Source organism: Arthrobacter sp. Soil736 (assembly GCF_001428005.1).
Classification (GTDB): Bacteria; Actinomycetota; Actinomycetes; order Actinomycetales; family Micrococcaceae; genus Arthrobacter.
On sequence record NZ_LMSB01000012.1, the window covers coordinates 155567 to 170150 of the forward strand.

The window sequence follows — 14584 nt, forward strand, 5'->3', positions numbered from 1 at the left end:
GGGATCAGGGAGGCGGATCAGCGCGGGCCGGACGCGGGCCGGATCAGGGAAGGTCCGTGGGCTCGTGGAGTTCATCGTGGTGGATGCGGTCGCTCAGGAGTCCCAGCGGCTCGCCGCTTCCGCCCCACTGCGCGGCAATGATCTCCGCGGCGATGGAAACGGCGGTCTCCTCCGGCGTCCGTGATCCCAGATCGAGGCCTACCGGGCTGTGCAGCCTCGCCAGTTCCTGCTCGGCCAGGCCCGCTTCGCGAAGCCGCGCTATCCTGTCCTTGTGCGTGCGCCGTGAACCCATCGCACCGATATAGGCAACGGGCCGGGACCGCAAGGCCACCTCCAGCAGCGGCACATCGAATTTGGGATCGTGGGTCAGCACGCAGATCACGGTCCGCTCGTCCACGAGTCCTTGGGCAAGCTGCTCGGAGAGGTAGCGGTGCGGCCACGCGACCACCACCTCATCGACGTCGGGGAACCTGGCCGGCGTCGCAAACACCGGCCGCGCGTCACAGACGGTGACGCGGTAGCCCAAAAAAGCGCCCAGGCGTGCCAGGGCCGCCGCAAAATCGATGGCCCCGAACACCAGCATCCTGGGCCGCGGCGCGAAGCTGGAGAAGAAAATGCGCATGCCCTCGCCGCGGCGCTGGCCGTCGGGGCCGTACGTCAGCGTGGTGTTGCGGCCGGCCGCAAGCAGACCCTGCGAGTCGTCCCCGACGGCCTGGTTGGCCCGGTCGGAGCCCAGGTTCCCCGTGACTCCATGGGGCCTCACTACCAGGTGCCGGCCCAGCCAGCGGGGATCCGGGTGCTCGATGACCGTGGCCACCCCCACCGGACGGGCGGCTTCGATTTCTGCCCGAACCTCGTCAAGCTCGCCGAAGGTCTGCCGCGAGACCGGCTCCACGAACACATCCAGGATGCCCCCGCACGTCAGGCCCACGGAAAAGGCCTGATCGTCGCTGATGCCGTAGCGAACCAGCACCGGCTGGCCGTCCGACATCACCTCGGTTGCGAGTTCGTAGACCGCGCCCTCCACGCAGCCGCCGGACACCGAGCCCACGGCTTTGCCGTCGGCGGTGACCAGCATGGCCGCGCCGGGCGGTCTCGGGGCCGATTTGAACGTGCGCACCACCGTGGCCAGGCCGGCAGTGGTCCCGCTTAACCAGCCTGATGCCAGGGCGTCCAGGACGTCACGCATGCCGTGTCAGCCTCTTTTGCCCGCCGGGCGGCGCCGGCGGGACCGGGCCGCGTTGCGCCCGAGCTGAAAGGCGATGAACGCGACGGCGACGAGCAGCCCGAGATACACGGCGGGGCTGCGAAGGCGCTGCCCGATCACGTCCTTGGCCAACGCCAGCCCGTTGAGGCTGCTGCCGGCAGGCGGCGCCGGCGGGGCCAGCGGCCCGGGAGCCGCTGTGTCCGGCGGGGCCTCCCGGGACTGCTCCGGTGCCGGAGGGGGAGCCGGTGCCGCGCCCGGCGGTTCCGCGGCCGCTACCGGCGGCTCTGCGTTCGCTCGATCGTGGGGTTGCGCAGCCGCCGCTTCCCCGCCGGGTTGGGCAGGTGCCGACGCAGGCTCCGCCACCATGGCCTGCAGGTTCGCGGCGAACAGGGCCATCATTTGGTCGGTGACACTGCCGATAATGCCCTTGCCCATGGCCGCTGCCTTCCCCGAGAGGGCCAGGTCCGCGCTGACCGCGCCTGTCGTGCTGCCGCCGGTTTCGGACAGGCGGAGGGTAACGGTGGCCTGCGCTGTCCCTTGGCCACGGGTTTCCTGTGCCCGGCCCTGCAGGACGGCCCGGTGCTCGGCGGCATCCCGCTCGATCACGTTCAGCTGCCCTTTGTATTGAAGCGTCACCGGCCCCAGCTTCACTTTCATGCCCACCTTGTAGGCGTCGTCGGACAGCTTGGCGAGCACCTCCGCGCCCGGGAGGCAGCCGGCCACGCGCTCGAAGTCCATCAGGGTGTCCCAGGCCTTGCCGATCGGTGCGACGACGGAGAAGGTGCTTTCAAGCTGCATTTCTTTTCCCCTGCTTCCCTGCTGAATGTGTCCGGGCGGTGTCTGCCCGGTCTGATTCTGTCCGGTCGGCGCGAATGGCGGCGGCTGCTTCGGCCAGTGCGGCGTAGCTGTGGCCGCTGATGAAGGCGTCGCAGTACGGCAGCGCCGCGGCCATGCCTCCCGCCAGCGGCTGGAAGTCCGTGCCGGCTTTTCTCGGATTGACCCAGACGATCCGGTAGGCCAGGCGCCGCAGCCGTGCCATCTGGGCATCCACCTGGTCCGGCTCGTCCGTAGCCCAGCCGTCGGAGAGCACCACGATGACAGCGCCCCTGGCGAGCCCGCGGCGGCCGTGCCCATCAATGAAGTGGCGGAGGCTCTCCGCCAGCCGCGTTCCGCCGGCCCAGTCCGGGGCGGCGGCAGCCCCGAGCGCCAGGGCGTGGTCGGGATTCCGGTTCGAGAGCTGCCGGGTCAGCCTGGTGAGCCGGGTGGAGAACACGAATGCCTCGGCCCGCGCTCCGGCCACAGCGCCCTGCAGCAGTGACAGGAAAACCTGCGTGTACGGTTCCATGGAGCCGGACACGTCGCACAGGAACACCAGCCGGCGCGGACGCGGACGACGGCGGGCGTAGACCAGGCAGGCGGCATCGGCGCCGGTGCGCCGTGCCGCACGGATGGTGCGGCGTATGTCCAGCGTGGCGCCGCCGTGCGCCCACTGGCGTGTGCGGCGGCTTCGGCGTTCCGGCGTGGACAGCACGATGCGCCGCACGAGCCGCCGTATGTGGGCGGCTTCGTCGGGGGTCAGCTCGGCGAAGGACTTCCCATGCAGGTGCTCCTCGGCCGAGGCCATGGCCAATATGGCGTCCCGCCCGGGTTCCGGGGGCAGGTCGGAACTCCCGCGGGCGGCGGACGTGGCGGGAGCCCGCAGCTCGCCGTCCTCTCCGGCCGTGGTGGCGGGGCGTTGGTCGGCCGGCGCCGCCCGTATCCGCTCCTCGGCGCCGATTGCCGGCGGACTGTTGGCATCGCCGCGGCTGTCAGCGGGATCGGAAGTCCCGTCGAACGCGGCCGAGAAGACGGCGTCGAACACGGGCAGCTGGTCCCGCGACGAGACCAGCACCACGCGGCTGGTCCAGTACAGGGCGTCGCGGGCGGTTGGCGGGACGATCCTGAGTGCCCGGGCCAGCCATGCTGCCCGGTCAGGCGAGCCCGGCAGCCCCGCCCGGCGCAGGGCCGTGCTGAATCCGACCGCCAGCGAAGCGGCGTCGATGCCGGTCCGGCCGTTCCTGGGCGCGCCCTCAGTCATGGCCGCCGCCGGCCACCCAGGCGGGCCCGCGGGCCCAGGCAAGCTCCAGATCGTCGCGGTTCTTCAGGACCGTTCCCCAGGTCTGCTTTACCGCGGCGGGGTGGAGGCGCTCGACGCCGAGCACCGTCAGTGCCGACACCCAGTCGATGGCTTCCGCGATGCCGGGCGGTTTGGCCATGTCCAGGGACCGCAGCCGGGTGATGGCGGAGGCCGCGTCCAGGGCCAGCGGTTCGGCGCTGCCGGGCACCTTGCGGCGCACGATCGCTGCGATGCGTTCGGGCCGGGGGTAGTCAATCCAGTGGTAGAGGCAGCGGCGGGTCAGTGCGTCGTGCAGGTCCCTGGTCCGGTTGGATGTCAGGACGACGACGGGCGGGTGCGTGGCGCGGATGGTGCCCAGTTCGGGGATGGTCACGGCGGCCTCGGCCAGCAGCTCGAAGGTGAACGCCTCGAACTCGGCGTCGGCCCGGTCGATCTCGTCGAGCAGCAGGACGGCCGGGCGCGGGCCGGGATGCTCGATCGCCTTCAGCAGCGGCCGGCGCAGCAGGTACTGCTCCGCGAAGAGATCGGCCTCGTCCACGTTCACGTTTCGCGCCTCCGCCAGCCGGATCCCCAGCAGCTGGCGCTGGTGGTTCCATTCGTAGAGCGCCTCGCCCGCATCGATGCCCTCGTAGCACTGCAGCCGGTACAGGGGCGTGTCGAGCACACGGGCCAGGGCCTTGGCCGCCTCGGTCTTCCCGACGCCGGCCTCGCCCTCCAGCAGGATGGGCTGCGGCAGCCGGACGGACAGAAACAGGGCGGTGGCCAGCCCGGCGTCGGCCAGGTAGTCGGCGTCGTCCAGTGCTGTCATGAGTGCGGCAACGTCCGGGACCAGCCGCCGCACATCGTCCTCCGCGCCCGCCCGGGCCGCAGTGCTCACGGGACGCCCTCCAGCCGGGCGAGGATCTGCGCGTAATCAGCCTCGGTGTCGACGTCGGGAGGGATCCGGCCCGCCACCGCGACTTCGGCAACCTCTCCCGCCCGCTGTTCCAGGAGCTTCCACACGGCTTTGTCACCGTGTAACCGGGACAGTGCGGGCAGCAGCGCGCGGGCGAAAGCGAAGGGATGGCCGATGCCGTCCTCATAGCGGCATACCGCCAGGGCAGCACCGTTCCGGCCGCTGAGCAGCCGGCGAACGGTCTCCGGCCGGACGCCCGGCTGGTCGCCCAGGAGCAGGACCACGACGTCGGTCCCCGGGTGAAGTGCCGGAATCGCGGCAGCGATCGACGACGAGCATCCGTCCTCGTAGCGGGGGTTGTCCACCACGTCGCAGCCGCCGGTGTCGACAGTCCGGCGCACGTCGTCTCCGGAGCCTCCCAGCGCCAGGACAATCTGCGAAAAGCCGCATCCGCGGGCGGTAGTCAGCACGGCGTCCAGCAGCACCCCGTCACCGTAGGGGAGGAGCTGTTTGGGCCGGCCCAGGCGCCGCGACGCTCCGGCGGCCAGGATAACTCCGGCGATCCGCGGCTCAGGAGGCAGTGGCATAGCGAGACGGATCAGCGAGGAAGGCAGTCCTGCACGCGGCAGAACAGAAGTAGAAGGTCGCCCCGGCGTAGTCGGCATGGGGCGTGGCGTCCACGGCGGCAACAGTCATTCCGCAGACCGGATCCACGGCGCTCGCCGCCGACGCATTTGCCGCAGATGCAGCCAAAGCCGCCGTGTCCGCGGCCGATGCCGCGGCTACCCGGCGGGCGGAGCGCAGCGACACCAGTTCAGCCAGGATCGACAAGGCGATCTCGCCGGCTGTCTGTCCTCCCAGCGGCAGGCCCGCGGGGCTGTGCACCCGCGAGCGCTGTTCGTCGTCGACGTCGAGGGAGGCCAGCACGGCGGTGCCGCGCGTGCGGCTGGCGACGAGGGCGACGTACGGCACGCCGGCGCGCAGGGCGGCCTCCAGCGCGGGCTCCTCGTCCCGGCCCTGCGAGGCGACGATGAGGGCGGCGTCGCCGGGCCGCGGTTCCGCGGCAGTCCCGTTCGTGAGCACCATGTCGACGTCCAGGACGGCGCCCAGCGCGGCCAGGGCCTGTGCCACGGGGGTGGTCCCGACCACCAGGATCCGCGGCGCAGGCACCTGCGGCTCAAGGAAAATCTCCACCGCGCCGCCGCTGAGGCACGGGTTTGCGACCGACACGGCGCCATCTTCCCGGATGCGGGAGGGCTCGCCGGGTACGACGCGCAGCAGCAGGGGCTCCTGGCTGGACAGCGTCTGCAGGCCGTACTCGCGGACCGAGGCCTCGACGCAGGTTCCGCCGAGGAACCCGTCGATTTCCCCGTCGGCCAGTACCAGGGCCGTGTCTCCGGCGTGCGCGCTGGTGGGATGCTGGGCGCGCACCACCGTGGCGCGCACAAACGGCTCCCGGCGTTCCGTGAGTTCCCGGGCCCTCGCCGCCAGGGCTTCTCCGCGCGCCGGCATGTCAGACCGGTGGCCTCGGCCGCCCCTGCATGGCCTCCCAGACCCGGGCGGGCGTGCAGGGCATGTCCATGTGGGTGACGCCGTACGGGGCCAGGGCATCGACGATGGCGTTGACGATGGCCGGCGGCGACCCGACCGTGGCTGACTCTCCGATGCCCTTCGCGCCGATGGGGTGGTGCGGCGACGGCGTGACGGTGTAGCCGGTCTCCCAGTCGGGGACTTCCATCGCCGTCGGGATGAGGTAGTCCATGAAGGAGCCGCTGAGGCAGTTGCCGTCCTCATCGAAGGCGATGATCTCCATCAGCGCCATGCCGACGCCGTCGGTCAGCCCGCCGTGCACCTGGCCCTCGATGATCATCGGGTTGATCCGCGTCCCGCAGTCGTCGACCGCAATGAAACGCCGGACCTTGACGGCGCCGGTCCCGGCGTCGACGTCCACCACGCAGATGTAGGCACCGAACGGGAACGTCAGGTTGGGCGGGTCATAGGTCACCTCGGCGTCCAGGTTGCCGTCGATGCCCTCGGGCAGCGCCACGGTGCCGTGGGCGCCCAAGGCGATCTCGGCGATGGTCTTGCCAACGCCCGGATCGCCCTTGACGAACCACCGGCCCTTTTCCCATTCGAGGTCCTCGGGCCGCGCCTCAAGCATGGCGGCGGCAATGAACTTCGCCTTTTCGCGGACCTTGCGCGCCACCAGCGCCACCGCCCCGCCGCTGACCGGCGTCGAGCGGCTGCCGTAGGTACCCAGGCCGAACGGTGTCTGGTCGGTGTCGCCGTGGACGACGTCGATGCTCTCCGGCGGGATGCCGAGTTCCTCGGCCACGATCTGGGCGAACGTGGTTTCGTGCCCCTGTCCCTGGGTCTGCACGGAGATCCGGACCACGGCCTTGCCGGTCGGGTGGACGCGGAGTTCGGCGCCGTCGGCCATCCCGAGTCCGACGATGTCAAAGTGCTTGCGCGGGCCGGCGCCGACGGTTTCCGTGAAGAAAGACACGCCGATGCCCATCAGCTCGCCGCGCTCGCGTTTTTCGAGCTGCTCGCGCCGGAGCTCGTCGTACCCGGCCATCTGCATGGACAGCCGCATGGCCGGCTCGTAATTGCCGGAGTCGTAGATCCAGCCCGTCTTGTTGGCATACGGGAACTGCTCCGGCTTGATGAAGTTCTTCAGCCGAAGTTCCGCGGGGTCCATCTCCAGTTTCCTGGCCAGGATGTCCACCATGCGCTCGACCAGGTAGACCGCTTCCGTCACGCGGAAGGAGCAGGCATATGCCACACCGCCAGGCGCCTTGTTGGTGTAGACGCCCGTAACCTTGCAGTAGGCCGCTTTCAGGTCATAGCTGCCGGTGAAGATGGAGAAGAATCCTGCCGGGTTCTTCGAGGGCTGCGCCGTGGCGTTGAACGCGCCGTGGTCGGCCAGCACGCTGGTCCGGACGGCAAGGATCCTGCCCTCTTTGGTGGCCGCGATCTCGCCCTGCATGATGTAGTCACGGGCGAACGACGTCGACATCAGGTTTTCGGAGCGGTCCTCTACCCACTTCACCGGCCTGCCCGTGACGATCGAACCGACCACGGCGAGGACGTAGCCGGGATAGATGCCCACCTTGTTGCCGAAGCCCCCGCCGATATCGGGGGAGACGACGCGGATCTTGTGTTCCGGGATGCCGGCCACCATCGCGTACAGCGTCCGGTGCGCGTGCGGGGCCTGTGTTGTTTCGTACAGCGTCAGCCTGCCGTCGACCGGGTCGAAGTCCGCCACGGCACCGCAGGTCTCCATGGGCGCGGGGTGCACCCGCGGATACACCACCTCCTGGGACACCACGACGTCGGCGGCGGCGAACACCGCCTCCGTTTCGGCGGCGTCGCCTATCTCCCAGTCAAAGATCCGGTTGTCCGTCCGTCCCTCGATGTCGTCACGGATGACGGGGGCGTCGGGGTCCAGGGCGCGGCGGGCATCGATCACCGGCGGCAGCACGTCGTATTCGACGTCGATCAGCTCCAGGGCGTCGCGCGCGGCGTAGCGGTCTTCGGCGACCACGAACGCCACTTCCTGCCCCTGGAAGCGCACCTTGTCGGTGACGAGGACTGCCTGGACGTCGGCGGACAGGGTGGGTGCCCAGGCGAGGTTGAGGGCCTGCAGGTCCTTGCCCGTGATGACGGCCAGCACCTTGGGGTGGGCCAGCGCCTCGGTGGTGTCGATTGAAACCAGCCGGGCATGGGCAACCGGGGCGCGCAGGACGGCGCCGTGCAGCATGCCGGGCAGCACGATGTCGTCGAGGTAGTTGCCCTTGCCGCGGACGAACCGCGGGTCTTCCTTGCGCTGGATGCGGCCGTACCCGATCGGGCGGCTTGGGTCTCCGGCCGCCGGGTTGGGTGCATGCTCCTGCGTGGTGGTCATGCCGTCACCTCTTCAGAAGTGGTCGCCTCGGCGCCGGCGCCATCCGCTTCAGTGTCTGTACCGAGCGGGTGGGCGGCGGCCCATTGCACCGAACGGACAATGGTCGCATACCCGGTGCACCGGCAAATCTGGCCGGAAATGGCTTGGCGGATCTCGGCGTCGTCGGGATGGGGGTTGCGGTCCAGCAGAGCCCTGGCGGTGAGCATCATGCCCGGCGTGCAGAATCCGCATTGCAGGCCGTGTTCTTCCATGAACCCCTGCTGCACCGGATCGAGCGTGCCGCCGACGGCCAGACCCTCGACGGTCCGGATGTCGTGTCCGTCGGCCATGGCTGCCAGCACGGTGCACGATTTCACCGGCTGTCCGTCCATGAGGACGACGCAAGTTCCGCAGTTGCTGGTGTCGCATCCCCAATGCGTGCCGGTCAGTCCAAGGTTCTCGCGGATGAAGTGGACGAGCAACACGCGGGGTTCGATGTCCCGGGTCACCTTGTCCCCGTTGACCGTCATGCTGATCTGCATCGCTTTCAGCCTTCCTGTGCACCGGCAGCGCGCGCACACGCACGCCGCAGGACCCTGCGTGTGAGTTCGTCGGCCAGATGCCGTTTGTAGTCGACCGGTCCGCGCTGGTCGGCCACAGGGTCGCAGGCGGCGGCTGCAATGCGGGCGGCCTCGACGAACAGGTCTTCATGCGGCTGCCGTCCGCGGAGCACGGCTTCGGCCTCAGGGACGGTGCCGTCCAGCCCAGCCGCCGTCAGCCCGATCGCGGCCTCTTCGACTGTGCCGTCTGCGGAAAGCGTGACGGCGGCCCCGGCCGCGACGACTGCCCAGTCGCCGACCCGGCGTTCCACCTTCTCATAGGCGCTGCCCGAGCGCGGGCGGATCGTAAAGCGGATCTCGTACAACAGCTCGTTCTGCGCCACGGCGGTTTCGTAGGGGCCGCGGTGGAAATCCGACATGGAGACGATCCGTTCGCCGCTAGGCCCGCGGATCACGGCGTGGGCGCGCAGAACATCGCAGACAGTAGACAGGTCTTCGGCCGGATCCGCTTGGCAGAGCGACCCGCCGATAGTGCCACGGTTGCGGACCACAGGGTCCGCGATCACCCGCTCGGCGTCGCTAATTATCGGAAAGAGACCGGCGACGTCGGTGGACTCCAGCAGCGCCGTGTGCCGGGTCAGGGCGCCCACCCGCAACTGGTCCCCTTCACGGAGAATGAAGTCCAGTTCTGTGAGGTCGTTGATGTCGATCAGCCAGTCTGGCCGGGCCAGCCGCAGCTTCATCATCGGCAGCAGGCTGTGTCCGCCGGCAATGACTCTGGACTCGGGACCGTGGCGTTCTAGCAGTGCCAGCGCGTTCGCCACATCGCTCGCGCGCTCATAGTCAAATGCAGCCGGAATCTGCACAATGCACCCCTTAGGGCCGGACGTCCGGCACGCCGCAGGACGCCGATCTAAGATCAGTCTTGACCCGTGCACACGGGGTGTCAACACGGTATTCAGCGCGGGATTTCAGCGTCCTGGCGGGCGCATTGAGCCGTTTGCGTCAGGCCGGGATATCGGTCAGGCCGGCGTCAACGTACGGCTGCCTCGGAGGCCAGCGGCTCCGCCGCGCGGGCCAGCCACAGGGCGAGGAGGATCGGCGCACCGATGGCCAGCAGGGCCAGGTGGATGCCGGTGAGGTCGCCGAGGAAGCGCATGAGCGTCATTGCCGCAACGAACAGGGCGAACAGCAGCGCGCCGGTGGACTCCATGGCGCCCAGGCCGTCCACGGCGGCCTTGGCGATCCAGTCGTTCCCGGCGCCCTCGGTGAGCGTGGCGCCGAGCACCACGATGCCGATGAGCAGGGTGCGGCCGTCCTTCCAGGCGGTGGGGGCCTTGCCGGGCCGCGTTACGGTGTCCGCCGCGGCAGGGTCGGGAACGCTGGCCGGTTGAGCGGGCAGGAAGTAGTGCGGCGCGGTCAGGGTCAGGACAACCACGATGACTGCGATGACCAGCAGGTGCTCCGGAAGCCCGACGCCAAGGGTGGACAGGCCCGCCCCGATCACGGCGCCGAGGAAGGCTCCGCCGCTGAAGGCGGCATGGAACTGGGGCATGACGGTGCGGCCCAGTGGGCGCTCAACGTCGGCACCTTCGATGTTCTGGGTCACGTCCCACAGCCCGATCCCCACCCCGTAGAAGAAAAGGGCCACGGCAGTGGCGGCCACGGAACCGGCCATGAGGGCGAACGCGATGCCCGCCCAGCGGCGGCCGCGAGCAGTCCGGCGCCACGGATGGTGTTTGGTGTTCAAGGTGAGGGTCATTCGGTCAGAACTTTCGCGGAGACGTGTGGGCCTGGCGGTACGGCGGTTATGCGGTTGACGGCGTCCACCGTGATCGAGCGGTCATGGGGTTCGGTATCGAGCGCGGCGTGGATGAAGTGGCCTTCGATCAGCGCGTCGAGCATCCGGCTGGTGGCAGGGTCAAAGTGGCGTTCAAGGGCGTGCCGGCTCCGGCTCATCCAGTCCCGCGTGATCTGGCGGAAGACCAGTTCGCGGGCGGCGAGGGTGTAGAGCTCGAGGGTGAGGACCAGGTCCCGCTGGCTATCCAGCAGGTCAACGTGAATCAGGTCCACCACCGCCTGCCGTGCCGCATCGGCGCTGGCGGCGCTGCTTAGCCGGACCTCGAAACTGTCGGCGATCGCATCCGCGAAGCGCCTGAATGCTTCTCCCAGAAGGTGGTCCATGTTCGTGAAGTGATAGGTCATGGAGCCGAGGGGCACGCCGGCGTGGTCCGCGATCTTGCGGTGCGACGTGCCCGCCACTCCGCGGGCAGCGATCACCTCGAGGGTTGCATCAATGATCCGGTCCCGCCTGTCCGGATCAAACCGGCGCGTTGGCACCGCGGTCAGATTTCGCGGACTACGCGGGCGGGGTTGCCTACCGCAATCGAGTTCGCCGGGACGTCCCTGGTGACAACGGCTCCCGCACCGATCACCGAGTTGTCGCCGATGGTGACGCCGGGAAGGACGATCGCGCCGCCGCCGAGCCACACGTTGTCGCCGATGGTGATCGGCTTTGCGGCCTCCAGCCGGTCCCGCCGCGGCCGGGGTTCGACAGGGTGCGTCGGGGTCAGGAGTTGCACGTTCGGACCGATCTGGCAGTCCTCCCCGATGATGATCGGGGCCACGTCCAGGGCCGTGAGGTTGTAATTGATGAAAGTGCGGGCCCCGACCGTGACGAACGTGCCGTAGTCGACGTACAGCGGCGGCTTGATATGGGCGTCTTCGCCCAGGGAACCCAGCAGGTCCGCCAGGATGGGCCGCGCCCCGTCCGGGTCCTCCGCATAGGCAGCCGTGTACTGCGACTGCAGCTTCACGGCCCGTTTGGATTCGCGCTCGTTGTCCGGGTCATCGGAAATGTAAAGGTCCCCTGCGAGCATGCGCTCCCGGTTTGTGCGCGGATCATCCGCGAAGTAATCAGCCATGTGTACGAGCGTACACAACGTTCCCCTCTTGCTCAACGCCGTCCGAGGGTGTCGAATCTTTTACAAAGGCCGCACGGCGGCTGACGACCAAGATGCCAGGAGACGACGATGTCTGTGAAAGGCGCAAATGGCCGGGGCAAGGGCCCCGGCCGCGGCAGTTCCGATCTCCGGCGGCCCGATGCGTCCGCGGGTGCACCGGCAGACAGACCTGAGAAGATCCGCAACGTGGCGCTCGTGGGGCACTCGGGTGCCGGCAAGACGATGCTGCTCGAGGCCCTGCTCGCTGCCGCCGGAACCATAACGCGGATGGGCTCGATCGTTGACGGCACCACCGTCAGCGACTCCGAACCGTCCGAGGTTCACCAGCAGCGCTCCGTGGTCCTCTCCGTGGCGCCCCTCGTTTTCGACGGCATCAAAGTGAACCTGCTCGACACCCCGGGCTACGGGGACTTCACCGGCGAACTGCGCGCCGGGCTGCGGGCCGCTGACGCCGCCCTGTTCGTGGTGTCGGCCCTTGATGACATCGACGCGGCCACCACTGCCCTCTGGGCGGAGTGCGATCAGCTCGGGACGCCCCGGGCGGTGGTGGTCAGCCGGCTGGATCATCCGCGGGCAAACTACGAAGCCGCCGTCGCCGCGTGCCAGCGTGCCTTCGGCGACTCGGTGGTGCCTGCCTACCTGCCCGTCCGCACGGACGGCACGATGACCGGCCTGCTCGGGCTTCTCTCCGGGACTGTGTCGGACTATGCCCAGAACGGTGCGGAGCCGGCCGTGCGCGACGCCACCCCGGAGGAACTGGCCGCCTCGGAGGAAGCGCGCGGAACGCTGATCGAAGGGATCATCTCCGAGAGCGAGGACGAGTCGCTGATGGACCGCTACCTCGGCGGCGAGCAGATCGACGTCGACGTGCTGGTGGGCGACCTGGAAACGGCCGTTACCCGCGGATCGTTCTTTCCCGTGCTGGCCGCCTCTGCAGAGACCGGCCTGGGCATGACGGAGCTCCTCGACATGCTCATCCGGGCGTTCCCGCCGCCGCTTGAGCGTGACCTGCCGGCCGTGACGGATCTTGCCGGCTCTGCGGCCGGCCCGCTGAGCTGCGACCCCGGCGGGCCCCTCGTGGGGGAGGTGGTGCGCACCACCATCGACCCGTTCCTGGGAAGGGTCTGCCTGGTGCGCATCTTCTCGGGCACCCTGCGGGAGGACTCGGCCGTGCACGTGGGGGGCCGCGGACTGGCGGAGCGGGGCCATGAGGACCACGACAGCGACGAGCGGCTGGCACACCTGTACTCTCCGCTGGGGGCGAGCCTGCGGCCGGTGCCGTACTGCGTGGCCGGCGACATCTGCGCGATCGCCAAACTGGGCAACGCCGAGACGGGCGACACTGTCTCCGCCAAGGAAACACCGCTGCTGGTGGCGGCCTGGGAAATGCCCGAGCCGCTGATGCCTGTTGCCGTCGAAGCCGCCACCCGCAGCGACGAGGACGCCCTCGCCAAGAGCCTGGGCAAGGTTGCCGCCGGCGATCCGACCCTCCGCGTGGAACGCAACTCGGAAACCCACCAGCTCATCCTGTGGTGCATGGGCGAGGCCCATGGCGAGGTGGTGCTGGACCGGCTGCGCGATCAGGGCGTGAAGCTCCAGACTGTCCAGGTGGTGACGCCGTTGCGGGAGACGTTTGCGGAGCCGGCCGCCGGGCATGGGCGCTACGTCAAACAGTCCGGAGGCCACGGCCAGTATGCGATCTGTGACATCGAAGTCGAGGCGCTCGAACGCGGCGCCGGCTTCGAGTTCATTGACAAGACCGTGGGCGGAGTCATACCGGGGACGTTTATCGGGTCGGTCGAGAAGGGCGTCCGTGCCCAGATGCAGAAAGGCGTCTCGGCGGGATTCCCGGTGGTGGACATCCGCGTGACGCTCGTCGGCGGCAAGGCCCACAGCGTTGACTCATCGGATGCCGCGTTCCAGGCGGCGGGTGCGCTCGCATTGCGGGAGGCCGCGGCCGCCGGCCGGATTCAGCTGCTGGAACCCGTTTCGGCGGTGACCATCAGCACCCCGGACGAGTACGTCGGCTCCGTGATGAGTGATTTGTCCTCCCGCCGGGGGCGGGTGACGGGAACGACGTCGGCCGGCGGGGAAATCACGGAAGTCACCGCCGAGGTGCCGGACGAGGAACTCTTGCGCTACGCCGTCCAGCTGCGCGGGCTGACGTCAGGTACCGGCCGGTTCCGCCGCACGTACCTGCGGCACGAACCCGTCCCGGGCAATGTGGCGCCGGCGGCGGCGAATGTGTGACTCCGCGCTCAGCTGTTGGCGCGCATGAACGCCGCCACCGGACCTGCCAGCGAGGCCCCGATCTCTTCGGCGCTGCGCTTGGTGCCGGCGACTGCGAAGGAGTGGTCGCCGCCGTCGCACCACTGAAGCGTCGCGGCCGGGCCGATACGCGAGACCACGTCCTCGAGCAACGCCGGCGTCGCAAAGGTGTCCCGCGTCCCCTGCAGGAACAGCATCGGCGGCGTCAGTCCGTACAGGTGCTCGTCGCGGAGCTTCTCCGGCTTGCCGGGCGGATGCAGCGGGTAGCCGAGGTAGACGAGGCCGGCGGCGGGCATGCCCTCGGCTACCGCCATCGACGCCATGCGCCCGCCGAACGACTTGCCGGCGGCCCAGAGCGGCTCCGCTTCGGAAGAGGCGGCTGAACGGGCCGCGGCCTCGTCCATGGCCGCCCGCCACGCGGCGATCGCCGTCGGCGGCCGGTCCGGGAACTTCCTGCCCGCTTCGCGGTACGGAAAGTTGAAGCGCAAGGTGGCGACGCCGTCGTCGTTGAGCGCGCGGGTGAAGCCGCGCAGGAACGGATGCTCCATGCCGGCGCCCGCTCCGTGGGCAACAACCAGGGTGGCGAAGGGGGCGTCCGGCCGGGCATAGGCTCCGGAAACCTGGACGTCACCGACGGCGATGGTGACGGGGAATTCAGCGATGGGCATGAGTCAATAATGCCGGATTGG

Annotated in this window: 13 protein-coding genes and 1 pseudogene; 1 reads left to right on the forward strand and 13 read right to left on the reverse strand. The window is 69.4% G+C overall.

Annotated features, from left to right (window positions below):
* Positions 1-43 precede the first annotated feature (43 nt).
* From ASG92_RS09120 to ASG92_RS09175, 12 genes and pseudogenes are all read right to left on the reverse strand, one after another.
* The gene (locus ASG92_RS09120) at positions 44-1189 is read right to left on the reverse strand and encodes an XdhC/CoxI family protein (RefSeq protein WP_056626966.1); all 1146 of its coding nucleotides are present in this window, start codon (positions 1187-1189) and stop codon (positions 44-46) included.
* A gap of 6 nt (positions 1190-1195) precedes the next feature.
* Positions 1196-2005: an SRPBCC family protein gene (locus ASG92_RS09125; protein WP_056626969.1), complete on the reverse strand. Its 810-nt coding sequence runs from the start codon at positions 2003-2005 to the stop codon at positions 1196-1198.
* Complete coding sequence (locus tag ASG92_RS09130) at positions 1995-3284, reverse strand: VWA domain-containing protein (RefSeq protein WP_056626971.1); 1290 nt, start codon at positions 3282-3284, stop codon at positions 1995-1997. Before ASG92_RS09130 ends, ASG92_RS09125 begins: the two co-directional genes overlap by 11 nt.
* Positions 3277-4200 carry a MoxR family ATPase gene (locus tag ASG92_RS09135; RefSeq protein ID WP_200951924.1) on the reverse strand — a complete coding sequence of 308 codons (924 nt, stop codon included), beginning with the start codon at positions 4198-4200 and terminating at the stop codon, positions 3277-3279. Before ASG92_RS09135 ends, ASG92_RS09130 begins: the two co-directional genes overlap by 8 nt.
* Entirely contained in the window at positions 4197-4805 is a 609-nt protein-coding gene (locus ASG92_RS09140) for a nucleotidyltransferase family protein (RefSeq protein WP_056626972.1), read from the reverse strand. The genes ASG92_RS09135 and ASG92_RS09140 overlap by 4 nt, the downstream gene beginning before the upstream one ends.
* On the reverse strand, positions 4789-5730 hold the full coding sequence (locus ASG92_RS09145) for an XdhC family protein (RefSeq protein WP_056626975.1): 942 nt from the start codon (positions 5728-5730) through the stop codon (positions 4789-4791). Before ASG92_RS09145 ends, ASG92_RS09140 begins: the two co-directional genes overlap by 17 nt.
* 1 nt (position 5731) lies before the next feature.
* Positions 5732-8125, reverse strand: coding sequence for an aerobic carbon-monoxide dehydrogenase large subunit (locus ASG92_RS09150; protein WP_056626977.1), 2394 nt, complete (start codon positions 8123-8125; stop codon positions 5732-5734).
* Positions 8122-8646, reverse strand: coding sequence for a (2Fe-2S)-binding protein (locus ASG92_RS09155; RefSeq protein WP_056626979.1), 525 nt, complete (start codon positions 8644-8646; stop codon positions 8122-8124). The genes ASG92_RS09150 and ASG92_RS09155 overlap by 4 nt, the downstream gene beginning before the upstream one ends.
* Before the next feature lie 5 nt (positions 8647-8651).
* Positions 8652-9530 carry a xanthine dehydrogenase family protein subunit M gene (locus ASG92_RS09160; protein ID WP_056626981.1) on the reverse strand — a complete coding sequence of 293 codons (879 nt, stop codon included), beginning with the start codon at positions 9528-9530 and terminating at the stop codon, positions 8652-8654.
* Positions 9531-9697: 167 nt separating this feature from the next.
* A pseudogene (locus tag ASG92_RS09165) lies at positions 9698-10410 on the reverse strand (MFS transporter); the annotation flags it as partial.
* Between the two features lie 12 nt (positions 10411-10422).
* Positions 10423-11004 carry a TetR family transcriptional regulator gene (locus ASG92_RS09170; RefSeq protein ID WP_056626985.1) on the reverse strand — a complete coding sequence of 194 codons (582 nt, stop codon included), beginning with the start codon at positions 11002-11004 and terminating at the stop codon, positions 10423-10425.
* A 5-nt stretch (positions 11005-11009) separates the two neighbouring features.
* Positions 11010-11588 (reverse strand): sugar O-acetyltransferase, encoded by a 579-nt coding sequence (locus ASG92_RS09175; protein ID WP_056626987.1) that lies wholly within the window; start codon positions 11586-11588, stop codon positions 11010-11012.
* Between the two features lie 108 nt (positions 11589-11696).
* Between ASG92_RS09175 and ASG92_RS09180 the strand changes: the two genes are divergently transcribed.
* A complete protein-coding gene (locus tag ASG92_RS09180; protein WP_056626989.1) occupies positions 11697-13877 on the forward strand; it encodes an elongation factor G-like protein EF-G2 in 2181 nt (726 codons plus the stop codon).
* Between the two features lie 8 nt (positions 13878-13885).
* Here ASG92_RS09180 and ASG92_RS09185 read toward each other — a convergent pair whose 3' ends face one another.
* Positions 13886-14563 (reverse strand): alpha/beta family hydrolase, encoded by a 678-nt coding sequence (locus ASG92_RS09185; RefSeq protein WP_056626991.1) that lies wholly within the window; start codon positions 14561-14563, stop codon positions 13886-13888.
* Positions 14564-14584 lie beyond the last annotated feature (21 nt).